The organism is Sulfitobacter sp. 1A12056 (genome assembly GCF_043558125.1).
Lineage (GTDB): Bacteria > Pseudomonadota > Alphaproteobacteria > Rhodobacterales > Rhodobacteraceae > Sulfitobacter > Sulfitobacter faviae.
The window spans coordinates 13,907-36,971 of sequence record NZ_JBIFFY010000005.1; the positions used below are offsets into that span (position 1 = coordinate 13,907).

The following is a 23,065-nucleotide window of genomic DNA, read 5'->3' on the forward strand; positions in this document are numbered from 1 at the left end:
CATGCGCCTGCGCCTCTTGCCCCTCCTGCTGCTTCTGCCCGTCACCGCTTGGGCGGAAACCACCCTGCGCCCCGTCGATAGCGCCCGGTTGGAGACCTTCGACGCCGCCTTTGGCGTTGCCATGATGCAAGCGCTGAACGGGGGCGACGCGGGGGATGTGGCGATCTTGACCCGCGCCCTCTCCGGGCAGCCTCAGGTCGCATTCTCCGCCGATTTGCAGGGCGATTGGTCTTGCCGCACGATCAAGCTGGGCGGGATCAGCCCGCTTGTGGCCTATAGCCCGTTCAAATGCCGCTTTACCGCCAGCAATCGCGGCTTCACCTTTGAAAAACTCACCGGATCACAGCTTACCAAGGGCGAGATCACCCTGCGCGAAGGCCGCGCGATCTATGCCGGGGTGGGCTATGTCCGGGGCGAAACACCGCCCGATTATGCCGATCTGCCCGAAGATTTCACCTCAGGCGGCAAGGTACAAAGCGACGTGGCCGTGTTCCAGCGGGTCAGCCCCACCCGCGCGCGGCTGTTGTTCCCGTCACCGGCAGTGGAAAGCGATTTCGATATTCTGGAACTGACGCGCTGAGGCGCCACGCCGCCCTTAGGCCGCGTGGCAGAGATGCAGTTTCGACTTGGGACGCGGCATCAGGGAATCGTCCATCAAATCTTCGATAAAGGTGCTGAGAAGCTGGGTCCGCCCGGTCACGCCCGCCTTGCGGTAAATCGCATTGGTCTGCGCCTTCACGGTGCCTTCGGAAGTGCCGCGCATCTCGGCAATATCGCGTGTATTCAAACCCTTAGTCAGGAAAATCGCCACGTCCCGCTCTGCCGGGGTGAGGTGCCATTCGCGAAAGTGTTCTTCGAGCACATCGGCGAATTCCACCGTACAATGACGCAGCGCCGTCTCTGCCCGCTCAGCGCGCTGGATGCTCATCCGCAGTGCCATCCAGCCCAGAACGACCCCGAGAATCAAACCCAAAACCTGAATGCCCTTGTTCGGCCCAATGTCAGCCAGCGGGGTGCCGAAAAGCGTCACGCCGCGCCCCTCCAGTGCAAAAACGAGCACGAAATAGACAGTGGCGTTGAACTGTAGAGCGGCGATAACCCACAGTGCGATCTTTTTCTTATTCTTCATGGTGAAGCCTTGCCTTGGTGTTCGCCGTATTTAACCGCGGCGCACCGAAGTGCAAGGGATGGCGGACATGCGCCTTGATCAACCCTTAGTGATTTGGCACCCGCCCCGGGGGGCGAGTGCGTTTTCTTGAGGCCAGTTTCAGGGTTGCTTGGCTGGCCGGAAGACTGTTTTACCGCAATGCCTTAGCAGGCATCAGGCCGATATCAGCGCGGGAAACGGTTCACTTTCTCGGCGTCTTGCGCGGCGGGGAAGACGGTGACGGTCACGTCGGATGTGTCTTCTGCGCGGAAGGTGCCGTTGTTGAAGATGTCCAGTTTCACATTGTCGACAGCGTCGTTGCGGCTGGAGTAGGAAACGCCTGCATCAGCTTTGTCGTTATAGCCGATTTGCTGGCCTTCCATGCCCTGTGCGAAAGCGGCGGAGCCTGCGGTGGCAAGGATCAGGGCGGTGGTTGCGAGTGTCTTTTTCATGTCGTGTCCTTTCGGGGGAAAGTTAGGGTCGCGCAGGGATCAGCGCGGGAAACGGTTGACCGAAGCGTCGCTCTGCGCGGTCGGGAAGACGGTGATGGTCACGTCGGACAGGTCTTCGGCGCGCAGGATGCCTTCTTTGAAGACTTCCAGCTTGGTCTCGTCCACGGCTTCGCTGCGGCTGGAGTAGGAAACGCCATTGTCGGTCTTGTCGTTATAGCCGATGCGCTGGCCTTCCATGCCTTGAGCGAAAGCAGCGGTGCTTGCGGTGGCGAGGATCAGTGCGGTTGTTGCGAGTGTCTTTTTCATCGTTTTAGCCTTTCGGGGGAGAAAGTTAGGGGGAGGAGCCGTGGCCCGCGTTTAGCGGACGAAACGGCCATCTTCTTGTGCGTCTTGCGTGGTGACGAAGACGGTCGCCGTTGCCTCGGCAGGTGTCTCGGCGCGCAGATCGTCGAAGCTCAGAGCGTCGGAAGTGATGTTGCGTGTCGAATAGGCGGCATCTGCGTTATCTGCGGTATAGCCGACCTGCTGGCCTTCCATGCCCTGTGCGAAAGCGGCGGTGCCTGCTGTGGCAAGGATCAGTGTGGCGGTTGCGAATGCGTTTTTCATGTCGTGTTCCTTTCAGTCCCGGGTTGGGTTGCGAGCCGCTCATCGGTGACGCGGCGTCGTTGGGATGACAGGGAAAAGGGCATTCGAGGGGGGATTGGCTATCTGCCGCGGGTTTAAATCGCCCGATCTAAACCCCTGTAAGAGCCTCATAAACTTTGGTTTACGAAGCAAATCGGGCGCGGAATACGGGGGTAGATTGCCTTAGCGTCAAGCCTGCAAGGGCGAAACGGGGTTTCGCGGGCAGGCGCGCGGGCTGCAAAGAAAGGCTAGCCGGTCTTTTCGCGATGTGAAAGTTTTTTCGCGCTTTTTCGGCAAAGAACTTCGCCCCCTGCCCAAAGTTTATGCGTAAATCACGCGCAGCGGGGCGCCGCATAAAAAACGGGCCCGCGTTTTCACGCGGACCCGTCAAACTCGGCTCGGATTCGGATGGGAATTTAGGCGAATTCACCCATGTCGAAGTCCAATGCGCGGGCAACGGTGAAGATGTCTTTGTCGCCCCGGCCACACATGTTCATCACCAGCAGGTGATCCTTCGGCAGCTCGGGCGCGATCTTCAGCACGTGGGCCAGCGCGTGGCTCGGCTCCAGCGCCGGAATGATCCCTTCAAGCGCGCAGCACAGCTGGAACGCCTCCAGCGCCTCACGGTCGGTGATCGAGACGTATTTCGCGCGACCGATGTCATGCAGCCAGGAATGCTCTGGCCCGATGCCCGGATAGTCGAGCCCGGCAGAGATCGAGAAACCTTCGAGGATTTGCCCGTCATCGTCCTGCAGCAAATAGGTGCGGTTGCCATGCAGCACGCCGGGGCGGCCTCCGGTCAGCGAGGCGCAATGCTCCATCTTCTCGTCCACGCCCTTGCCGCCGGCCTCAACACCGATGATGTTCACCGATTTGTCGTCGAGGAAGGGGTAGAACAGCCCCATCGCGTTGGAGCCCCCGCCGATGGCGGCGATCACCGTGTCGGGCAGACGGCCCTCGGCCTCTTCCATCTGGGTGCGGACTTCCTTGCCGATGATCGACTGGAAGTCGCGAACCATCGCCGGATAGGGGTGCGGCCCGGCCACGGTGCCGATGCAATAGAAGGTGTCGCGCACGTTGGTCACCCAGTCACGCAGCGCGTCGTTCATCGCGTCTTTCAGCGTGCCGCGGCCAGAGGTCACCGGCACCACCTCCGCGCCCAAAAGGCGCATGCGAAAGACGTTGGGGGCCTGACGCTCAACGTCATGGGCGCCCATGTAGACCACGCATTTCAGGCCGAACTTGGCGCAGACCGTCGCCGTGGCCACACCGTGCTGGCCCGCCCCGGTCTCGGCGATGATGCGTTTCTTGCCCATGCGGCGGGCGAGGATGATCTGCCCCAGCACGTTGTTGATCTTATGCGCGCCGGTGTGGTTCAACTCGTCGCGCTTCATATAGACCTTGGCACCGCCCAGATGCTCGGTCAGCCGCTCGGCGTGGTAGAGCGGGCTGGGGCGGCCAACGTAATGGGTCCAGAGGTCGTGCATCTCGGCCCAGAAACTGTCGTCGGTCTTCGCCTTCTCATATTGTTCTTCCAGCTCAAGAATGAGCGGCATCAGCGTTTCCGAGACAAAGCGCCCGCCGAAATCGCCGAAACGGCCCTGTTCGTCGGGGCCGGTCATGAAGCTGTTGAAAAGATCGTTGGCCATTGCGCCTCTCCTAGAATGTCGCGTCAGCCTTACCGCAGCCCGCCCGCCTACGCCACCATGAGTTTCGCCAAGTGGCGGCGGGCGGCAGCGGGGGGCGGCTAGTCGAACAGTTTGAACAACTCGCGTCTGACCGCATTCTCCAACTCATCCTTCACGATATCCTCGGTCGAGCGGTTGTCGTCGGGTGCGATGTTCAATTCTTCCTGTATTTTCTGGCGCACCACATCCTCGGCCCGCTGCTTTTCCTCGGCAAAGTTCAGGTCGATCGCGGCGCGCAGATCGGCCTTGATCTCAGGGTCCGCCCAAGGCCCCCTGATCCGCACCGGCACCGCCAGCCCGCCGCGCGACGCATTGACGCGCAGCGCCTTGGGCGTGACCGTATAGTCCAGCCTCTGCGCCCCCAGATCGACCTGCCCTGCCCCCGTCGCGTTGAAGTTCGGCAGCAGCATCAGCAGATCGTCGTTGCGCAAGACGCCCTTGGCGATCTCGAACGTCGCCTCCACGGAATCGAACACCGTGCTGCCGCCTTCGGCATCGACGGAGCCGAGCAGCGCGTCCAAGTCGATCCCCGCAATCGTGCCGCGCCCCATGGTCAGCGCGCCGGAGCCGCTGAGCGAGCGCATGATCGCGTCAATAGACTGCCCCACCCCGAGGAACGACAGGTCGGCATCGCCCGCCCCGGTAAAGCGCGTCACCCCGGCGGCATCCTCCAGCAGGTCGCGCATCTGCACGTTCTGCGCTTGCAGCCTGCCGCCCACGGACAGGCCATCGCGGTTGTTCATCACAAACTCCCCCGCGACCTTGCCGCCATAGGCGTTCATATCCTGCAGATCAAAGACCATTCGCGCGCGCTCATTGCGCAGCACGGCACGGGTGGGGCCAAGGTCGAGCTGCTCCAGATCGATGCTTTCCGCGCTCAGGGCGATGTTCCCGTCAAAGGCGGCGAGCCAGTCGGCGTTGATCTCTTGCTGGGACCAGCCCTCTGCATCCGCCGTGGTGGTGCTGTCGGCGCCTTTCGTCTCACCGGTTTCCTCGGACAGGGCCGAGAGGTCCAGCGCCCCGGTCCGCAGGTTTGCGGTGATCCGCGGCGTGCCGTTCAGGGCCAGATCGGCCTGCCCGGTCAGGCTGTTGCCGCCCAAATCCACCGCGAGATTGCGCAGCGACAGACGCCGATCCGCCGTCAGGGTCAGCCCGCTTCGCAGATCAACCGACTGCCCCAAGCCGCGCGGCAGATTGATACCGCCCGCGCCAAAGGACGCCAGAAACCTTGCCGTGTCGGCGCTATCAACCCGCAGATCACCGGCGAGCGCACCGTCGAGCGATCCACGCCCATCAAACGAGGCGTCGCCCCCGCCCGCCGTGACCTCCGCGCGCAGCGGTTGCACGCCTCCGTCCAGAAAATCCGCAAAGCCTTCGATCCGCGCGGCAAGCTGCACCGCCTGCCCTGTGGGCGCCATGCTAGCGGTGATATCCGCCGCCCCGCCCCGCTCGGGCCAATCGAGCGCCAGATCGACACCGTCGTAGCGCAGCACATCCGCCCCTTCCGCGTCATAGATCAGCGTGGCATCGGTTACCGTGAGTTTCTGAATGCTTAGTGGCCGCCGGTTAGCGTTCGGCGCGCTCTCGGTTTCCAACCGCGCGCCGCTGGCGCTGTCGGTGAACTGCCAACTCGCCCGCCCATCAAGGCGTTGCTCCAACCGGATCACCGGACTTTGCGCCGCGATATTGGTGATCCGTATCTCACCGCGCAAAAGCGCGCCCGCATCCACCCCAATCGCCGCATTGGCCGCCGTCAGCAGCGCGCCCTTATCGGTCCAATCGGCATTGCCGACCTCAAGCCCGCCCGCCGTCACCCCCAGCACCGGCCAGAGCGTCACGCCCACATCGCCGGTGATCGACACCTCCCGCCCGGTCATCCGGCTGAGTTGGTCACTGGCGATCCGCGCGATCCGCTCACCGGGCAGCAGGAACAGCGCCCCCAGCATGATCACGACGATCAGCAACAGCGCGCCGATGACCCGTATAATCCATCTCATGGCTCTCTCCTCCTGCCCGGCGGCTCTTTCCCCGCTCATCCGCTTGCCTTATAGCGCAAGCCATGAGCACAAACCCACCCAATCTGCGCCCCGACCTCGCCCCGCAGGCGAAGATCAGCGATCCCGCCCGCCCTGGCCAGCCGACCATCGGCATGGTCAGCCTCGGCTGTCCCAAGGCATTGGTCGATTCCGAACGCATCCTGACCCGGCTCCGCGCCGAAGGCTATGGCGTTTCGCCCGATTACGCGGGCGCCGATGCGGTGATCGTAAACACCTGCGGCTTTCTCGACAGCGCCAAGGCCGAAAGCCTCGATGCCATTGGCGAGGCGCTGACGGAAAATGGCAAGGTGATCGTCACCGGCTGTCTGGGGGCCGAGCCCGATTACATCCGCGAACATCACCCCCGCATCCTCGCCGTCACGGGCCCGCATCAATACGAACAGGTGCTCGACGCGGTGCATGGCGCAGTGCCGCCCGCGCCTGATCCTTTCATCGACCTTCTGCCCGCGCAGCAGGTCTCGCTCACCCCACGGCACTACAGCTACCTCAAGATTTCCGAAGGCTGTAACCACAAGTGCAAGTTCTGCATCATCCCCGACATGCGCGGCCGGTTGCAAAGCCGCCCGGCCCATGCCGTGATGCGCGAGGCCGAGCGGCTCGTCGACAATGGCGTGAAGGAACTCTTGGTCATCAGCCAAGACACCTCCGCCTACGGGGTCGACATCAAACATGCCGAAGACCGTGGCCACCGCGCCCATATCACCGATCTGGCGCGGGATCTCGGCTCCCTCGGCGCATGGGTGCGGCTACACTACGTCTACCCCTACCCGCATGTGCGCAAGTTGATCCCGCTGATGGCCGAGGGGCTGGTGCTGCCCTACCTCGACATTCCATTCCAGCACGCGCATCCGGACGTGCTGAAACGCATGGCCCGCCCCGCCGCTGCGTCGAAAACCCTCGACGAGATCGCCGCATGGCGCGACACCTGCCCCGACATCACCCTGCGCTCGACCTTCATCGTCGGCTATCCGGGTGAGACGGAAGCGGAGTTCCAGACCCTGCTCGATTGGCTGGACGAAGCGCAGCTCGACCGGGTCGGCTGCTTCCAATACGAAAACGTCGAAGGCGCGCGGTCGAACGCGCTGCCGGATCATGTGGCGCCCCAGATTAAACAAGACCGTTGGGAGCGCTTCATGGAAAAGGCACAAGCCATTTCAGAGGCCAAGCTCGCCGCCAAGGTCGGCAAACGCCTTGACGTGATCGTGGATGAGATCGACGAAGACGCCGCCACCTGCCGCACCAAATCCGACGCGCCCGAGATCGACGGCAATCTCTTCATCGACGAGGATTTCCAGAACCTCAAAGTCGGCGACATCGTCACCGTCGAAGTCGAAGAGGCGGGCGAATACGATCTTTGGGGACGTCAGACTACCTGACGCCCCCGCGGGTTTCTCTCAGGCGTAAGCGCCCGCCGAATAGGTCAGCTCATAGCTGTGGCTGTAAAGCTCGAAGACGATGCCGAAGGGGTCTTCGACATAGACCATGCGGTAGGGTTTCTCGCCCGGGAAATACTCCCGCACCGGCATCCGCTGCTTGCCCCCCGCCGCGATGATCCGCTCCAGCAGACCTTCGACATCGGGGTCTTGGATCGCGAAGTGGAAGGTGCCGTGGCGCTTATGCTCCAGCTTTTCTTCGGGGGCGTAGTTGCCGGGGAACTCGAAGATTTCGATCCCGATGCCATCCGCTGTCGCCAAATGGGCGATGCGCAGCGATCCCCAACCGGGGCCGAAGACATCGGTGCACATGACGCCGATGGCGGTGTCTTCTTCCACCGCTTCGGTGGGCTGCATCACGACATAGAACCCAAGAACTTCGGAATAGAATTTCACGGCGGCGTCGAGGTCCGGCACGGATAGGCCGATGTGGGAAAAGGTACGGGGGGTGGTCATATGCGGTCTCCTGTTTGCGTTGAGGTTGAGATAGACAGGCGCATCTCACATGTGAAATTATCAAATCTCATCGAAATCATAACGAACTGTTTACCATGCTGAACGCCACCTGGCTTGAGACCTTCACCACTCTTTGCGAGACCGGCCATTTCACCCGCACGGCGCAGCGGCTCAACATGACCCAGCCGGGCGTGTCGCAGCATCTGCGCAAGCTGGAAGACCAGTTGGGACAGCCGCTGATCGCGCGCGATGGCAAAAGTTTCACCCTGACCCCGGCGGGCGAAGCGCTGTTTGAAACCGGCCTTGCCCGCCGCCGCGAAGAGCAGCGCCTGCGCGAACGCATCGCGACCGACCTGCCCGACCGGGGCGTGGTGCATATCGCCTGCTCCGGCAGTTTCGCCATGCTGCTCCAGCCGCTGCTGCTGGCGTGGATGGCCCAAGCGCCCGACCTCTCCCTCCATCTCGAAGCCGCGCCCCAAGCCACAATCCGCGCCGGGCTGCTCGATGGGCGCTTCGATCTGGGCGTGCTGGCCGATGATCCTGCCCACGCAAGGTTAGAGGCCCGGCATCTGGGGCGCGAGGAACTTTGCCTCGTGCTGCCGGTTAATGCATTGGAACGGATAGAAAGTTTTGCCGATCTCGAAAGCCGGGGCTTCATCGCCCACCCCGATGGCTTCGCCTATGCCGACGATCTGCTCCAGCTAAATTTCCCGGACAGCTATCCGGGGGCCGACCGGATGCGCCTGCGTGGCTATGTGAACCAGATCGGCCAGATCCCGGCGGCGGTGGCGCGGGGCGTGGGCTATACGCTTTTGCCCCGCAGCGGGGTCGAAACCTTTGCCGCCAAGGACCGGCTCAGGCTGCTGCCTCTGCCCAAGCGGCGCTGGCATGACCTTTGGCTCGCCTCACGGCGTGGGCGGCCCCTGCCCGCGCGGATGGTGAAGACGGCGGAACTGATCGCAGAGGCGGCAGAACAGCTACGATAGCGGACGCATCACAGATATTGTGGAACAAAACACCCACGATACTAGATATACTATCATGGAAGGGCGAGATTACGGAGAGACTTGAGTATGTTCCCTTTCTGTTCTATATGTAGAACGCAGTAGCAGAGGAATGACCACATGTCTTTTCAACCTCAGTTCCCCGGCATCTTCGACCTTGAGCAGCAAGGTCGCCCGCCCCGTGGCAGCGATAGCGCGCAGCCCAAACAGGCCGACCGCCGCATGCCCGCGACCGAAAAACAGATGCAATACGCCCAGTCCCTCGCCAAGCGAACGGGCGAAGAGCTTCCCAAAGGCATCGAAGCGGATCGCGCGGCGGTGTCGGAATGGATCGACGCCCATAAACCGCAGGCGCTGGAGGGGCCTTTTGCCGCCTACCCTTCCGCCAAACAGGTCGCCTTTGCCGAACGCATCGCGCGGTTGAAACGCCGCGATGTCCCGCAGGAGTGTTTTCGCGACAAGACCCTGATGTCGCGCTGGATCGACGGCAACAAACCGCGCTGATCCACCGGGCTCTGCGCTTTACCTTTCGTCACCCATGGCAGAGGGCGGTTTCGCTGCTACCTTTCTGTCATGGGCTATCCGACCTCCATCGCTGAGACTTTGGCCGACGGCACCGTGCATGTGCTGAGCCTTGGCTTCGCCATTCCCGCCAGCATCCTTTTGATGATCCATGCCGCCGGGCAAGAGGGGCAATTGACCGCAACGGCGATCTACGCAGGCTGCATCCTTGCCTCTTTCACTGCATCTGCCATCTATCACCTTTTGCCCTTCGACCGCAGCCGCGCCTTTCTGGGCCGGGTCGATCATGCGGCGATCTATTTCAAGATCGCGGGCACCTATACGCCGCTGGTGATGGTGATCGGCTCTGGCTTTGCCTATGGCATCCTCGGCGTGGTCTGGGCGCTGGCGGTGATCGGCGCGGTAGCAAAGCTCTGGTTCTGGCGCACCGATGCGCGCGGATCACTCGCGCTCTACCTCGGCATGGGCTGGCTCTCGGTGCTGCTGATCTACCCGATGTGGCACAATCTGCCGGGGGCGGCACTGGCGCTGGTGGCCGCGGGCGGGCTGACCTATTCGGCGGGCACTTTGGTCTATGCCCATCCCGGCATGCGCTATCAAAACGCGATCTGGCATGTCTTCGTGCTGGTCGCCACGGCCTGTTTCTTTGCCGCCATCGCGCTCAGCCTTTAGCCTGCGGGCGCATCCAGATAGGCCCGCACGCAGGTCTGCACATGGCGAAACCGGTCGCCGCCCAGATGTTTGCCGCCGTACCAGCGGGTGACGACGATCAGATGATCGGTCAGCCCTTCCCGCTCCAACATTCGCAGGATCACCATGCCCGCCCCGGACTCGCCATCGTCGCCTTTAAGCGGGCCGCCATCTGACAGCAGCACCGCCCAAGTGTTATGCGTGGCCTTGGCGTAGGATTTCTCGCGTTTGAGGTCTTTCAACGCGGCATCGACCTCGGCCCGGTTGCGCGCAGGGCAGCCCGACACCGCATATTTCGACCCGCGGTCGTTCAGCACCTGCCCCAGTTTGCGCAAACCGTTACAGCCCCGCCATGGTGCGCCGCACGATATCGATCCGGGCGTTATTGGGCGGATGGGTGCCAAGGAAACGGTCACCGGGATCGGGAATGCGGGTAAAAAATTCAGCCCCGCGCAACGGGTTATAGCCCGCCCGCGCGGTGATGATCGTGCCAAGGGCGTCGGCCTCAAGCTCGAAATCCTTGGAATAACGCCGCGCGCCGACCTCTGCGCCCAATTCCTGCGCCGTGCGCACGGCATTGGCATCGCCGCCGCTCAGCGTGGCGAGACCGGCAAAGATCACCGCCCCCGCCATGGCGTTTTGCTGCTGGCGTTCAATATGGCCCGCGATGTGATGCGCGGCCTCATGGCCCAGCACGAAGGCAAGCTCGTCTTCGTTGCGGGCATCGGCGATCAGCGCCAATGTGAACGCCACGATGGGGCGGCCATTTTTATCAAGCGTTTGGAATGCATTGGCCGGTTGGCCGGGGCGGTCGTCGACCACGATATTGAAATCACAGTTCATCCCCGTCGTCCGATTGCGACACTCCCGTTCGGCCACGGGTTCGAGCGTGCGGACCACCTGAACAAAGCTCCGCGCCGCCGCGCTCGCGCTCAGCCGCGGGCTTGTTTGCCCCGTGGTCTGCGGCCTGTCGGCCGGGATTGGGCCTGTTTGGATCGGTGCCACCTCACAGGCAGAAAGCAGGACGATGACGGCAAATGCGCCAAGGGCATTTAACAATTTCACGGCTGATCCTCGCTCGGGGGTCCTTGAGCCACCTGTCTATCATGACGCCCTGCCACCGCCACCCCCGTTCACGGCGATTTGACGCTCATACGGCGGCCTTGCGCTCGCGAGCACAAAGCCTAATGTGCCCTCATGTTTACCATCGAGCATGAATTCGACGCCACCGTCATCACCCTGATCGACGAATCCGACGCGCCCCTGCGCGAGGACGTCACCGTCTCTGCCTTCGCGGGACAAATCACGATCGAGCAGTGGGACGCCCGGACCGACCGTGTGGCCAAGATCACTCTGTCCCCCGCGCAGCTGAGCGATCTGACGGCGGCACTGAACCTGCCCGAGGGCATCTACCGAAGCAATTCCTGAGGATCGTCACATGGCCACCGGCACAGACATCAAGACCTATTTCAACGGCACATGGCATGACGGCGATCTGCCCACCATCAAGGCCGCCGATCACGGCGCATGGCTCGGCACCACCGTTTTCGACGGGGCGCGGCTGTTCGACGGGCTGGCCCCGGACCTCGAGGCGCATTGCGCGCGGATCAACCGCTCGGCCCGCGCGCTGATGATCACCCCCACGGTTGAGACCGAGGATATGATCGAGATGTGCCGCGAAGGGCTGAAAAGCTATTCACGCGATCAGGCCGTCTACATCCGCCCGATGTACTGGGCGCTGGCGGGCGACGAGTTGGGCATCGTGCCGCGCGAAGGTGCCACCGGCTTTGCCATCAGCCTTGAGGCCATTCCCATGGCCCCGCCCGAGGCCGCGACCACCCTCACCCGCACCCGCTTCCGCCGCCCGGTGCTGGAGGATAACGTCGTTAACGCCAAAGCAGGCTGCCTTTACCCCAACAACGCCCGCATGATGGTCGAGGCGCGCGCCAAAGGGTTTGGCAACGCGCTGGTGGCCGATGCCATGGGCAATGTCGCCGAAAGCGCTAGCGCCAATGTCTTCATGGTCAAGGATGGTGAGGTTTTCACCCCCATCCCCAACGGCACCTTCCTTGCCGGGATCACCCGCGCGCGGCATATGTCGAACATGCGCGAGGCCGGGATGAAGGTGCATGAGACCGTCCTCAGCTTTGTCGATTTCCACGCCGCCGATGAGGTCTTTCTGTCGGGCAATATGATGAAGGTCACGCCTGTCAGCGCCTTTGACGAGACGCAATATGGCACCGGGGACAACCAGAACCCGGTCACGCGCCGGGTGCGTGAAATGTATTGGGATTGGGCCGCAAGTCAGCGCGGCTGAAGGCCCGGACGGCAGCGGCGCGCGAAAGCAATTGCCAGCGCCGCCCGCCCGCGCCATGATCGCACCGCACCGGGAGGAGGTGCGGAGAGAGGGTTTGATGCGGAAATTCCTAGTGGTGCTGGACGATAGCACCGAATGTTTGAATGCCATGCGTTTCGCCGCCCTGCGCGCGGCGCGCACCGGCGGCGGCGTGGCGGTCCTGTCGGTGATCCCACCCGAAGAGTTCAACCATTGGATCGGCGTTGGCGACCTGATGCGCGAAGAGGCCCGCGAACGGATCGAGGTGCATTTCGAGGTTTTCGCCAAATGGATGCGCGACAAACAGGGCGTCGATCCTGAGCTGATCATCCGCGAGGGCGAACCCACGGATGAGATCATCCAGCAGCTGTCCGACGACCCCGACATCGGCGTTCTGGTTCTCGGCGCCAGCGGTGACCGCAAGAAAGGCCCCGGCCCGCTGGTCACGCAATTGTCGCGCTCTGCCGGTGCCCTGCCCGTGCCGATCACCATCGTGCCCGGCGATCTGAGCAAGGAACGGCTCGAAGCGATCACCTAAGCGCTCTGCCGCCCGCCCAATGCCCGGCGCCGCAATTTAGAACGGTTCTAAACCTTGACTTGCCGCCCGCGCAGGCGCATATCAGGAGCCACGCCGAAAGCGAGGTACACCCATGTTCATCCAGACCGAATCCACTCCGAACCCCGCAACGCTCAAGTTCCTGCCGGGTCAGACCGTGCTGGAGATGGGCACCGCTGATTTCCCCTCCCCCGAAGCCGGGGCAACCTCCCCGCTGGCCCAACGGCTCTTTGCGGTCGAGGGCGTGACCGGCGTGTTCTTCGGCACCGATTTCGTCACCGTGACCAAGCAAGACGCGGTGGAATGGGACCATGTGAAACCCGCCCTGCTCGGCGCCATCATGGAGCATTTCCAGTCCGGTGAGCCGGTCATGGCCTCTGACCACCAGCCCACATCCGGCCACGCCGCGCATGAGGGCGAAGACGGCGAAATCGTCGGCCAGATCAAAGAGTTGCTCGACAGCCGCGTGCGCCCCGCCGTGGCCCAAGACGGCGGCGATATCACCTTCCACGGCTTTGAGCGTGGCGTCGTCTATCTGCACATGCAGGGTGCCTGCGCCGGTTGCCCCTCTTCGACCCTGACGTTGAAAATGGGCATCGAGAACCTGCTGCGCCACTACATCCCCGAGGTCACAGAGGTGCGCCCGGTTGCCTGAGCATGGCGCGAGCGGGCCGCTGATTCTGGCCTTTGACACATCGGCCGCGCATTGCGCGGCCGCTTTGCTGTCGGGCGACCGGATCTTGGCCTCCCGCACCGAGCCGATGACTAAGGGTCAGGCCGAGCGGATCATGGTCCTTTGCGCTAAATTGCTGAGCGAGGCCGGGCTGGCCTATGCCGACCTCACCGCGCTTGGCGTCGGCATCGGACCGGGCAATTTCACCGGTATCCGCATCGCCGTCTCCGCCGCGCGCGGGCTGGCGCTTGGCCTTGGCATTCCAGCGGTCGGGGTCGATGCCTTTGACGCGCTGCGCGAAGGCCATGATGGCCCCTGCGCCTGTGCGGTGGATGCCCGCCGTGATCAGGTTTTCTTGCAAGGCTTTGACAACCCCGGCATCTCCGAGCCGGCACTACAGGACGCCGCCGCCCTCCCGGCCTTCACCGGCCCGCTGATCGGCGCGGGCGGAGAGCCGCCAGCGATGCCGGTGGCCGAAGCCATCGCCCGCATCGCTGCGCGCCGCTTTGCCAGCAATCCGCCGCGCCCTGCGCCGCTTTACCTGCGCCCCGCCGATGCCGCCCCCGCCCGCGACGCGGCACCGGTGCTGCTGCCGTGACACCGGCGGCCCTCGCCGCGCTCCATGCTGCGGCCTTCACCCAAGACAGGCCGTGGCAAGAGGCGGAGTTCGCAAGCCTGCTCGACAGCCCCTTCGTGCAGCTTTTCCCCCGCCCCGGCGGCTTTGCCCTGACCCGCACCATCGCGGGCGAATCCGAATTGCTGACGCTAGCCGTGGACCCCGCGCAGCAACGTCGGGGGCTGGGCCGGGCCCTGCTGCGCGACTGGCTGGCGGCCCTGCCCGCCGACTGCGAAAGTGCCTTTCTCGAAGTCGCTGCCGATAATCTGCCTGCCCGCGCGCTCTATGATGATCAAGGCTTTGCCCAAATCGCCACCCGCCGTGCCTATTACGCGCGCAGCGGCGTCCCACCTGTGGATGCCTGCATCCTGCAACGCGTCTTGACCCATGGTCACGCTGGCGATCCGGGCGGCTTGCCCTCAAAAAGCGGTTGACCCTACCCCCCGCCTGCGCCCTAGATTATACCTGATCACACGATCCACAAACGCCGTGGCGGCAGCATCTGATTGACCGCCCGACACCACAAACCGGGAGACACCAAATGACCCTCATGACGAAATTCCTCGGCGCTGCTGCGGGCCTCGCGCTCACCGCGGGCGCGGCAGCCGCTGAACCGGCGCTGATCTTCGACCTCGGCGGTAAGTTCGACAAAAGCTTCAACGAAGCGGCCTTCAACGGTGCCTCCCGCTGGGCCGAAGAAACCGGCGGCAAATTCGCCGAGATCGAAATGCAGTCCGAAGCGCAGCGCGAGCAGGCCCTGCGCCGCTTTGCCGAATCCGGTGCCAACCCGATCATCACCATGGGTTTCGCCATGGCCGATCCGCTGGCGACCGTGGCGCCCGACTATCCCGACACGAAATTCGCAGTGATCGACGTCAACTGGCTCGACCTGCCCAACGTGCGCCAGGTCAGCTTTGCCGAGCATGAAGGCTCCTACCTCGTCGGCGTCATGGCCGCGATGGCATCCGAGACCGGCACCGTCGGTTTCGTCGGTGGCATGGACGTGCCGCTGATCCGTCACTTCGGCTGCGGCTATGCGCAGGGCGTCAAGGCGACCAATCCCGACGCCAAGGTCATCGCCAACATGACCGGCACGACACCCGCTGCCTGGAACGACCCGGTGAAAGGCTCCGAGATCACCAAGGCGCAGATCAACCAAGGCGCTGACGTGGTTTATGCCGCGGCCGGTGGCACCGGTGTGGGCGTGCTGCAGACCGCCGCTGACGAGGGCATCCTGTCGATCGGCGTGGACAGCAACCAGAACCACCTGCACCCGGGCAAGGTGCTGACTTCCATGCTGAAACGCGTCGATGTCGCCGTCTATGACGCGATGATGGCGGGCGAAGACCTTGAAGTCGGCGAAGTCGTGACCCTTGGCCTTGCCGAAGAAGGTGTTGGCGTTGCCATCGACGAACATAACCAAGATCTCGTGACCGAAGAGATGAAGGCCGCTGTCGACGAAGCGCGCCAGAAGATCATCGACGGCGAGATCAAAGTGGTCTCCTACTACGAGAACGACAGCTGCCCGGCACTGGACTTCTGAGCCCGATTTATCCACAATCGACCCCCGGGGCCGCGCCGATCATCGGCGCGGCCCCTTTTAAAACCCCACAGCGTGACCGGGGCAGCGATGGACCAACGCCAGATCAAGGGCTGCAACGCCCGCAGGACCTTTTGACATGACCGATACCGCCCCCGCGATCGAACTCAAGGGCATCTCCAAGGCCTTCGGCCCGGTACAGGCCAACAAAGATATCTCGATCCGCGTCATGCCGGGCACGATCCACGGCATCATCGGCGAGAACGGCGCCGGCAAATCGACGCTGATGTCGATCCTCTACGGCTTTTACAAGGCCGATGCGGGCGAGATCTTCATCGGTGGCCGCAAGACCGAGATCCCCGACAGTCAAGCCGCCATCGCCGCAGGCATCGGAATGGTGTTCCAGCACTTCAAGCTGGTCGAGAACTTCACCGTTCTGGAAAACATCATTCTCGGTGCTGAGGATGGCCGCCTCTTGAAGCCCTCGCTGTCGAAGGCGCGCAAGACGCTGATCGAACTGTCGAAGGACTACGGCCTGAACGTCGACCCCGACGCACAGATCCAAGACATCGGCGTGGGCATGCAGCAGCGTGTGGAGATCCTGAAAGCGCTCTACCGGCAGGCCGATATCCTCATCCTCGACGAGCCCACCGGCGTGCTGACCCCCGCCGAGGCCGACCAGCTCTTCCGCATTCTCGGGCGTCTGCGCTCCGAGGGCAAAACCATCATCCTGATCACCCACAAGCTGCGCGAGATCATGGAGATCACCGACACCGTGTCGGTCATGCGCCGCGGCCAGATGACCGCCACCGTGAAAACCGCCGAGACCTCGCCGCAGGAACTGGCCGAGCTGATGGTCGGGCGCAAGGTGCTCTTGCGCGTCAACAAAGAGCCCGCCACCCCGGGCGAGGTGATCCTCGACATCAAGGGGCTGCGCGTCGTCGACGACAAAGGTGTCGAGCGGCTGCGCGGGATCGACCTTCAGATTCGCGCGGGCGAAGTGCTGGGCCTCGCGGGCGTTGCGGGCAACGGCCAGTCGGAACTCTTGGAAGTGCTGGGCGGCTATGCCGACGGCACCGGCAACGTTACGCTCAACGGCACCCCGCTGGACCTCTCGGGCAAGAAAAGCGACGGCCAGTCGCGCCGCGCGCGCGGCGTGGCCCATGTGCCCGAAGACCGCCAGCGCGAAGGTCTGATCATGGATTTCCAGGCGTGGGAGAACAACGTCTTCGGCTACCACCACGACGACCGCTTCAACAGCGGCATGCTGATGGATCACGCCGCGATCCGCGCCGATGCCGAAGACAAAATGGCGCGTTTCGACGTGCGCCCGCCAGACCCGACGCTGGCGGCCAAGAACTTCTCGGGCGGCAACCAGCAGAAAATCGTTCTGGCGCGCGAGATCGAGCGCAACCCAGACCTGCTGCTGATCGGCCAGCCCACGCGCGGCGTCGACATCGGCGCGATCGAATTCATCCACGAGCAGATCATTGCTCTGCGCGATCAGGGCAAGGCGATCCTGCTGGTCTCGGTGGAACTGGAAGAAATCCTCGCCCTGTCGGACCGCATCGCGGTGATGTTCGACGGGCAAATCATGGGCGAACGCGCCGCCGATCAGACCGACGAAAAGGAGCTTGGGCTGCTCATGGCAGGCATCACCGACACCGAGAACGAACATAGCGTGGCCGAAGTCGAGGCCAATCTCGCCCGCGCCGGCGGCGACGCGCGCAAGGAGGTCTGAGATGGACGTGATGCCAAAATGGGCCGAGGTGATCCTCGTGCCGCTGATCTCGTTGCTGCTGGCCGCCGTCCTCTCGGCGCTGGTGATCCTGTCGATCGGCGAGGACCCGATTGCGGCCGTTAACCTCATGGTCAAGGGTGCGCTCGGCTCGACCTATGGCTGGGGCTACACGCTTTACTACGCCACCAACTTCATCTTCACCGGCCTTGCCGTCGCCGTGGCCTTTCACGCGCGGCTGTTCAACATCGGTGGCGAGGGTCAGGCGATGCTGGGCGGCCTTGGCGTGGCGCTGGCCGCGCTCTACATCCCGTGGCCGCATTGGACGCTGGCACTGATCGGCTGTGGCGTCATGGCCGGTCTTCTGGGCGCGGTCTGGGCCGCGATCCCCGGCTGGCTGCAGGCCAAGCGCGGCTCCCACGTCGTGATCACCACGATCATGTTCAACTTCATCGCCGCGGCGCTGCTGAACTACGTGCTGGTCAACGTCATGCGCCCGCCGGGCAGCATGGACCCGGCCAGCGCCCGCTTCCCGGAGGCCGTGCATCTGCCGACCCTGCACGAGTTGCTTGCCCCCCTTGGCATCGCCTTCTCCAAATCCGCCCCCGCCAACGTCTCGCTGCTGGTGGCCGTCGGCGCCTGCGTGGCGATCTGGTTGCTGATCTGGCGCACCCGTCTGGGCTATGAAATCCGCGCCTACGGCCATTCGCAGCCGGCGGCGAAATATGCCGGCATCTCGCCCGTGCGCATCACCATGATCACCATGATCATCTCGGGCGCGCTGGCAGGGCTGATGGCGATCAACAACGTCATGGGCGAAAGCGAACGTCTGGTGCTGAACGCGACCGAGGGCGCGGGCTTCATCGGCATCGCCGTGGCGCTGATGGGCCGCTCGCACCCGGTGGGCGTCTTCTTTGCCGCGCTCCTGTTCGGCTTCCTCTACCAAGGCGGCGCGGAACTGGCGCTCTGGACCTCGATCCCGCGCGAGTTGATCGTCGTGATCCAAGCGCTCGTGATCCTCTTCACCGGGGCGCTCGACAATATGGTGCGGATGCCGCTGGAGCGTCTCTTCCTGATGTTCCGCCGCCCCGGCCCGCCCAAACCCGGCCCCCGAAGCGCCCAGTCGGAGAGCGCGGAATGAGCCCCTATACCCCCCTGAGAAAGCGGGTCTGACCTATGGACTACATCACGCTCATCCAATTGCTCGACAGCACCGTGCGGCTGGCCACGCCGCTGCTTCTGGCCTGTCTTGCCGGTCTCTTCTCCGAACGCGCGGGCGTCTTCGACATCGGGCTCGAGGGCAAGATGCTGGCCGCGGCCTTCTTCTCGGCGGCGCTTGCGTCGATCACCGGCTCGGTTTGGATCGGTCTGGCGGCGGGCATCGCCTCCTCGCTGGCGCTCAGCGCCGTGCATGGCCTTGCCTCGATCACCTTCCGCGGCAACCAGCTCATTTCCGGCGTGGCGATCAACTTCCTCGCCGCCGGCATGACCGTGCTGATCGCGCAGGACTGGTTCGCCCAAGGCGGCCGCACCCCCTCGCTCTTCGGCGGCGCGCGGTTCGAGCCGATCACCCTGCCCTTCGCTGAGTCGATGGAGAGCGTGCCGGTCATCGGCCCGCTTTACGAAGAGCTGATCTCTGGCCATTCGATCCTCGTCTATGCCGCCTTCCTCGCCGTGCCGCTGACTTGGTGGATCCTGTTCCGCACCCGCTTCGGCCTGCGCCTGCGCGCGGTGGGCGAGAACCCCGCTGCCGTCGACACCGCAGGTGTCTCGGTCGTGGGTCTGCGCTATGCAGCTGTCGGCATCGCCGGGCTGCTCTGCGGCGTGGCGGGCGCCTACCTCAGCACCGCGCTGCAGGCGGGTTTCGTCAAGGACATGTCGGCGGGCCGCGGCTTCATCGCGCTGGCCGCGCTGATCTTCGCCAAGTGGCGTCCGTGGTACGCCCTTTGGGCCACCCTGCTCTTCGGCCTCTTCGGCGCGCTGGAGACCCGACCGGACGTGATCCAGTCGGTCATCGGCATCAAGGTGCAGGGCCAGCTTCTGGGCGCCCTGCCCTACCTGATGACCGTGGTGATCCTCGCCGGTTTTGTCGGAAAAGCGATCCCGCCGCGCGCGGGTGGCGAGCCCTATGTGAAAGAACGCTGACACTTCCTTCCGGCCCTTGCACCCGAGGGCCGGATCGGCGCAACCTGTCAAAGTAGTCGCCTCACCGCGACAAGCTATGTTGAACTGCGCGGCCGTTCGGGGCTAGGAAACGTCATGCAAATCTACCTGCCCATCGCCGAAGTATCGGTCAACGCCTTCCTCCTTTTGGGGTTGGGCGGCATCGTGGGCATCTTGTCGGGCATGTTCGGCGTCGGCGGCGGGTTTCTGATCACGCCGCTGCTGTTCTTTGTCGGCATCCCACCCGCCGTGGCGGTGGCGACCTCGACCAATCAAATCGTGGCCTCTTCCTTCTCGGCGCTTCTGGCGCATCTCAAGCGAAAGACGGTCGATTTCCGAATGGGCTGGGTGCTGCTGGCCGGGGGCCTCATCGGCTCCGGCATCGGCATGTTCATTTTCAACTACCTGAAATCGCTCGGCCAAGTCGATCTGCTGGTGACGCTTTGCTATGTCGTCTTCCTTGGCATTATCGGCGGGCTGATGTTCGTGGAATCGCTCCGCGCCATCCGCCGCACCCGCAAGGGGGGCCGGGTCAAACGCAAGAAGCACTATTGGGTGCATGGGCTGCCGTTCAAAATTCGCTTTCGGGTTTCGGGCCTCTATATCTCGGTGATCCCGCCGGTGCTGGTCGGCGCGGCGGTCGGGATGCTTTCGGCGATCATGGGCGTGGGCGGCGGTTTCATCATGGTGCCTGCGATGATCTACCTGCTCGGCATGCCGACCAAAGTGGTGATCGGCACCTCGCTGTTGCAGATCATCTTCGTCACCGGCTTCACCACCATGCTGCATGCCACCACCAACCAGACGGTCGACATCGTGCTGGCGGTGCTCTTGCTCGTCGGCGGTGTGCTGGGCGCGCAGGTGGGCACGCGCATCGGCGTGCGGATGCAGGCCGAGCAGTTGCGTATCTTGCTGGCGGTGCTGGTCTTGGCGGTCTGCGGCAAGCTTGCGCTCGACCTTCTGCTGGAACCGGCGGAACTCTATTCTCTCAGCCCGGTGGCGGCGGAATGATGCGTGCGGTGATCGCCTTCCTTGGCCTGTGTTTCACGGCCCTGACCGCCACGGCGGAAGAGGAAATCGTGCTTGGCCTCAGCCAGGCCGAAGTCTCCATCACCACCAATTTCGACGGGTCCGAGATCCTCGTCTACGGGGCCGTCAAACGCGAAACCCCGATCCCCGATGGCGCGCCGCTCGAAGTCGTCATTACCGTCTCCGGCCCCTCGGCCCCGGTGATGGTGCGCCGCAAAGAGCGGCGCTTTGGCATCTGGGTGAACACCGCCGCGGTTGAGGTCGACCGCGCGCCGAGCTTCTACGCCGTGGTCACCTCCGGCCCGCTGGCCGAGGTGCTAAAACGCATCGAAGACCTGCGTCACCGCATCTCCATCCCCCGCGCCATCCGGTCGGTCGGCGCCCCGATGGAGATCGCGGACCCCACCCAATTCACCGACGCGCTGATCCGCGTGCGTAAGGATGCGAACCTTTACCAAGTCATCGAAGACGGGGTGAAGGTGGATGAACAGACCCTCTTCCGCGCCGCCGTCGCTCTGCCCGCCTCGCTCACCGAAGGGGCCTATGACACGCGGATTTTCCTCACGCGCGGCGGCGATGTGGTAGCGCAATATGAGACGATCATCGATGTCCGCAAAGTCGGGATGGAGCGTTGGCTGTTCAACCTCGCCCATCAACAGGCGTTTCTCTATGGGCTTCTTTCGCTCTTCATCGCGGTTGCGGCGGGCTGGGGCGCCTCTGCCGTCTTCGGCCTCATGCGCCGCTAAGCCGCGCCATCCTCGGTCGCCTCAAGCGTCAGCGCCGCCGCTGGCGCGGCCCGCAGATCATCCACCCGCAACGGCCCCGAAGGCTTGCTCAGCCGGTTGCGCACCACCCAGATCAGCCGCTCCTGAGCGCGGGTGATGGCGACGTAAGCCAGCCGTTTCCACAGCGGCTGCCCCGCCTCCGACCGCCCCATCCGCGCGGCGGCATAGAGATCGGGCGCAAAGACCTGCACATTCTCCCACTGGCTGCCTTGGGCCTTGTGGATCGTCACCGCCGCCCCGTGCAGAAAGGTCGCCCCCATGCGCGCGGCGAAGGGGATGAAGGGCTCTTCTTCGTCGGGTTTCTCGATCTTCACGATCGAGGCGGCACTCACCTGCGGGTCCTCGGCCCCGATCACATGCAAGCGGCTGAAGCCGGGCTTGCGCCCCTCGCCCAGATAGACCACCTGCGCGCCCTTGATTAGGCCCCGCGCTTCAAGGTCCAGCCGTTTCTTGCGGTGTTTCAGCGGCAGTTCGATCCCATCGCAGATCAGCGGCTCGCCCGCCAGCAACGCATCATCTGGCGCGCCATGCACGCTGCGGAACGCATTGATCAGCCGAATACGCGTCGCATTGCGCCAGACCAGCACCGGGCTGCGCGCCATCAGGTCGACCTCAACACGCTGGCCCCAGACCACGCGGTCATCGCGGCGCGCCGCGTCTTCGATCATCCGCTCGAAGTCATGAAACTCCAACTGCGGATCGGCCAGCGCATGGGCGAGATCAAGGATCGGGTTGTCGGCCTCTTGCCGGTGGATGCGGTTGAGGTTCAAGACGCGCTTCTCGGGCAGTTTCTCGAAGACCATCGTGCCCGATTGCCCCACCGGCGCCAACTGCGCCGGGTCACCGAACAACAGCAGCGTCGGGAAAATCTCTTTCAAATCCTCGAACTGCTTGTCGTCCAGCATCGAACTTTCGTCGACAAAGCCGATGTCCAATGGTTCTTCCCGCCGCTTCCAGCCGGTGATGAAGTCGCTGCCACGCAGCCCCGCCGCCGCCAGCGCACCGGGCACCGACTTGTTGTTCGCGAAAAACGCCGCCGCCCGGTCCAACGCCATTTCGCTGAGGCCCTCGATCTCGGGCTTCTCACCGTTGCCGGTCAGCCATTCGGCGATGCGCTCGTATTCAGGGTGATAGACCGGCGTATAGAGAATGCGGTGGATCGTCGTCGCGGGCACCCCGCGCAGGCGCAGCACGCTCGCCGCCTTGTTGGTGGGCGCGAGGATCGCCAAGGTCCGCTTCTCGCGCTTCTTGCGCGATTCGTAATCGCCCGAGACGATCTCGACCCCGGCCCCTTCCAGCGCGCGGTAAAGCTCGGCCAGCAGCAGGGTCTTGCCCGATCCGGCCTTGCCGGTCACCGCCATCACCTGATCCGGCCCGCCCGCAGGCGGCATCAAAAGCGAGTCGTCCAGATCGATGCCCGCAGAGCGCAGCATATCGGCCACCTTGTCATGGGCGGCGGCTTGGTCTTCGGAATAGGTGAGCGCGGTAGATGTCATTCGGCGACCCTAAATGAGCCCCGCGCCGGGGGCCAGATGGCTTTGCCCCGCGCGCCTGTGA

General features: G+C 63.8%; 27 protein-coding genes. 17 read left to right on the top strand and 10 right to left on the bottom strand.

Features of this window, described 5'->3' with window-relative positions; all coding sequences use genetic code 11:
- Window position 1: 1 nt before the first annotated feature.
- Window positions 2-580 (top strand): DUF4893 domain-containing protein, encoded by a 579-nt coding sequence (locus ACGYLD_RS11000; protein WP_271689373.1) that lies wholly within the window; start codon window positions 2-4, stop codon window positions 578-580.
- 15 nt (window positions 581-595) lie between these two features.
- Here the strand turns inward: ACGYLD_RS11000 and ACGYLD_RS11005 are convergent, their stop codons facing one another.
- The 6 genes from ACGYLD_RS11005 to ACGYLD_RS11030 form a co-directional block, all read right to left on the bottom strand.
- Window positions 596-1,129 (bottom strand): helix-turn-helix transcriptional regulator, encoded by a 534-nt coding sequence (locus ACGYLD_RS11005; protein ID WP_394402563.1) that lies wholly within the window; start codon window positions 1,127-1,129, stop codon window positions 596-598.
- 203 nt (window positions 1,130-1,332) lie between these two features.
- Window positions 1,333-1,599: a tryptophan synthase subunit beta gene (locus tag ACGYLD_RS11010; RefSeq protein WP_394402565.1), complete on the bottom strand. Its 267-nt coding sequence runs from the start codon at window positions 1,597-1,599 to the stop codon at window positions 1,333-1,335.
- A 39-nt stretch (window positions 1,600-1,638) separates the two neighbouring features.
- On the bottom strand, window positions 1,639-1,905 hold the full coding sequence (locus ACGYLD_RS11015; RefSeq protein ID WP_271689370.1) for a tryptophan synthase subunit beta: 267 nt from the start codon (window positions 1,903-1,905) through the stop codon (window positions 1,639-1,641).
- A 51-nt stretch (window positions 1,906-1,956) separates the two neighbouring features.
- Window positions 1,957-2,205 carry a tryptophan synthase subunit beta gene (locus tag ACGYLD_RS11020; RefSeq protein ID WP_394402567.1) on the bottom strand — a complete coding sequence of 83 codons (249 nt, stop codon included), beginning with the start codon at window positions 2,203-2,205 and terminating at the stop codon, window positions 1,957-1,959.
- Between the two features lie 434 nt (window positions 2,206-2,639).
- Window positions 2,640-3,872 (bottom strand): tryptophan synthase subunit beta, encoded by a 1,233-nt coding sequence (gene trpB, locus ACGYLD_RS11025; RefSeq protein WP_394402569.1) that lies wholly within the window; start codon window positions 3,870-3,872, stop codon window positions 2,640-2,642.
- A gap of 98 nt (window positions 3,873-3,970) precedes the next feature.
- Complete coding sequence (locus ACGYLD_RS11030) at window positions 3,971-5,908, bottom strand: AsmA family protein (protein WP_271691955.1); 1,938 nt, start codon at window positions 5,906-5,908, stop codon at window positions 3,971-3,973.
- A gap of 62 nt (window positions 5,909-5,970) precedes the next feature.
- On the opposite strand from ACGYLD_RS11030, the gene rimO reads away from it, so the two are divergent.
- Window positions 5,971-7,344: a 30S ribosomal protein S12 methylthiotransferase RimO gene (gene rimO / locus ACGYLD_RS11035; protein ID WP_271691956.1), complete on the top strand. Its 1,374-nt coding sequence runs from the start codon at window positions 5,971-5,973 to the stop codon at window positions 7,342-7,344.
- An 18-nt stretch (window positions 7,345-7,362) separates the two neighbouring features.
- Here the strand turns inward: rimO and ACGYLD_RS11040 are convergent, their stop codons facing one another.
- Window positions 7,363-7,857 (bottom strand): lactoylglutathione lyase family protein, encoded by a 495-nt coding sequence (locus tag ACGYLD_RS11040; protein ID WP_067261541.1) that lies wholly within the window; start codon window positions 7,855-7,857, stop codon window positions 7,363-7,365.
- A gap of 95 nt (window positions 7,858-7,952) precedes the next feature.
- Here ACGYLD_RS11040 and ACGYLD_RS11045 point away from each other — a divergent pair, with 95 nt between their 5' ends.
- The 3 genes from ACGYLD_RS11045 (at window position 7,953) to ACGYLD_RS11055 (ending at window position 10,055) form a co-directional block, all read left to right on the top strand.
- Window positions 7,953-8,843, top strand: coding sequence for a LysR family transcriptional regulator (locus ACGYLD_RS11045; protein WP_271691957.1), 891 nt, complete (start codon window positions 7,953-7,955; stop codon window positions 8,841-8,843).
- Window positions 8,844-8,981: 138 nt separating this feature from the next.
- Entirely contained in the window at window positions 8,982-9,365 is a 384-nt protein-coding gene (locus tag ACGYLD_RS11050) for a hypothetical protein (RefSeq protein ID WP_082851951.1), read from the top strand.
- 69 nt (window positions 9,366-9,434) lie between these two features.
- Window positions 9,435-10,055, top strand: a complete 621-nt coding sequence (locus ACGYLD_RS11055) for a hemolysin III family protein (protein ID WP_209217431.1) — start codon at window positions 9,435-9,437, stop codon at window positions 10,053-10,055.
- Here ACGYLD_RS11055 and ACGYLD_RS11060 read toward each other — a convergent pair.
- Both ACGYLD_RS11060 and ACGYLD_RS11065 read right to left on the bottom strand, forming a co-directional pair.
- Entirely contained in the window at window positions 10,052-10,408 is a 357-nt protein-coding gene (locus ACGYLD_RS11060) for a YigZ family protein (RefSeq protein ID WP_394402572.1), read from the bottom strand. The genes ACGYLD_RS11055 and ACGYLD_RS11060 overlap by 4 nt on opposite strands.
- A gap of 4 nt (window positions 10,409-10,412) precedes the next feature.
- Window positions 10,413-11,132, bottom strand: a complete 720-nt coding sequence (locus tag ACGYLD_RS11065) for a M48 family metallopeptidase (protein ID WP_394402684.1) — start codon at window positions 11,130-11,132, stop codon at window positions 10,413-10,415.
- 138 nt (window positions 11,133-11,270) lie between these two features.
- On the opposite strand from ACGYLD_RS11065, the gene ACGYLD_RS11070 reads away from it, so the two are divergent.
- From ACGYLD_RS11070 to ACGYLD_RS11125, 12 genes are all read left to right on the top strand, one after another.
- Window positions 11,271-11,501, top strand: a complete 231-nt coding sequence (locus ACGYLD_RS11070) for a hypothetical protein (protein WP_067261534.1) — start codon at window positions 11,271-11,273, stop codon at window positions 11,499-11,501.
- A gap of 10 nt (window positions 11,502-11,511) precedes the next feature.
- Window positions 11,512-12,390 carry a branched-chain amino acid aminotransferase gene (locus tag ACGYLD_RS11075; protein ID WP_394402573.1) on the top strand — a complete coding sequence of 293 codons (879 nt, stop codon included), beginning with the start codon at window positions 11,512-11,514 and terminating at the stop codon, window positions 12,388-12,390.
- A 97-nt stretch (window positions 12,391-12,487) separates the two neighbouring features.
- Complete coding sequence (locus ACGYLD_RS11080; RefSeq protein ID WP_040700546.1) at window positions 12,488-12,946, top strand: universal stress protein; 459 nt, start codon at window positions 12,488-12,490, stop codon at window positions 12,944-12,946.
- A 112-nt stretch (window positions 12,947-13,058) separates the two neighbouring features.
- Window positions 13,059-13,619, top strand: a complete 561-nt coding sequence (locus ACGYLD_RS11085) for a NifU family protein (RefSeq protein WP_271691962.1) — start codon at window positions 13,059-13,061, stop codon at window positions 13,617-13,619.
- Window positions 13,612-14,235, top strand: a complete 624-nt coding sequence (gene tsaB / locus ACGYLD_RS11090) for a tRNA (adenosine(37)-N6)-threonylcarbamoyltransferase complex dimerization subunit type 1 TsaB (RefSeq protein ID WP_271691963.1) — start codon at window positions 13,612-13,614, stop codon at window positions 14,233-14,235. Before ACGYLD_RS11085 ends, tsaB begins: the two co-directional genes overlap by 8 nt.
- Window positions 14,232-14,687 carry a GNAT family N-acetyltransferase gene (locus tag ACGYLD_RS11095; RefSeq protein WP_271691964.1) on the top strand — a complete coding sequence of 152 codons (456 nt, stop codon included), beginning with the start codon at window positions 14,232-14,234 and terminating at the stop codon, window positions 14,685-14,687. The genes tsaB and ACGYLD_RS11095 overlap by 4 nt, the downstream gene beginning before the upstream one ends.
- 107 nt (window positions 14,688-14,794) lie before the next feature.
- Entirely contained in the window at window positions 14,795-15,796 is a 1,002-nt protein-coding gene (locus ACGYLD_RS11100; RefSeq protein ID WP_271691965.1) for a BMP family protein, read from the top strand.
- Between the two features lie 136 nt (window positions 15,797-15,932).
- Window positions 15,933-17,534: an ABC transporter ATP-binding protein gene (locus ACGYLD_RS11105; RefSeq protein WP_271691966.1), complete on the top strand. Its 1,602-nt coding sequence runs from the start codon at window positions 15,933-15,935 to the stop codon at window positions 17,532-17,534.
- Window position 17,535: 1 nt separating this feature from the next.
- Window positions 17,536-18,672, top strand: a complete 1,137-nt coding sequence (locus tag ACGYLD_RS11110) for an ABC transporter permease (protein ID WP_394402577.1) — start codon at window positions 17,536-17,538, stop codon at window positions 18,670-18,672.
- A gap of 35 nt (window positions 18,673-18,707) precedes the next feature.
- Window positions 18,708-19,676, top strand: coding sequence for an ABC transporter permease (locus tag ACGYLD_RS11115; RefSeq protein ID WP_271691967.1), 969 nt, complete (start codon window positions 18,708-18,710; stop codon window positions 19,674-19,676).
- Window positions 19,677-19,790: 114 nt separating this feature from the next.
- Window positions 19,791-20,705, top strand: a complete 915-nt coding sequence (locus tag ACGYLD_RS11120) for a sulfite exporter TauE/SafE family protein (protein ID WP_067261874.1) — start codon at window positions 19,791-19,793, stop codon at window positions 20,703-20,705.
- Window positions 20,702-21,469 (top strand): TIGR02186 family protein, encoded by a 768-nt coding sequence (locus ACGYLD_RS11125; protein WP_209217439.1) that lies wholly within the window; start codon window positions 20,702-20,704, stop codon window positions 21,467-21,469. Before ACGYLD_RS11120 ends, ACGYLD_RS11125 begins: the two co-directional genes overlap by 4 nt.
- Here the strand turns inward: ACGYLD_RS11125 and ACGYLD_RS11130 are convergent.
- On the bottom strand, window positions 21,466-23,004 hold the full coding sequence (locus tag ACGYLD_RS11130; RefSeq protein WP_271691968.1) for an ATP-dependent RecD-like DNA helicase: 1,539 nt from the start codon (window positions 23,002-23,004) through the stop codon (window positions 21,466-21,468). The genes ACGYLD_RS11125 and ACGYLD_RS11130 overlap by 4 nt on opposite strands.
- Window positions 23,005-23,065: the final 61 nt, after the last annotated feature.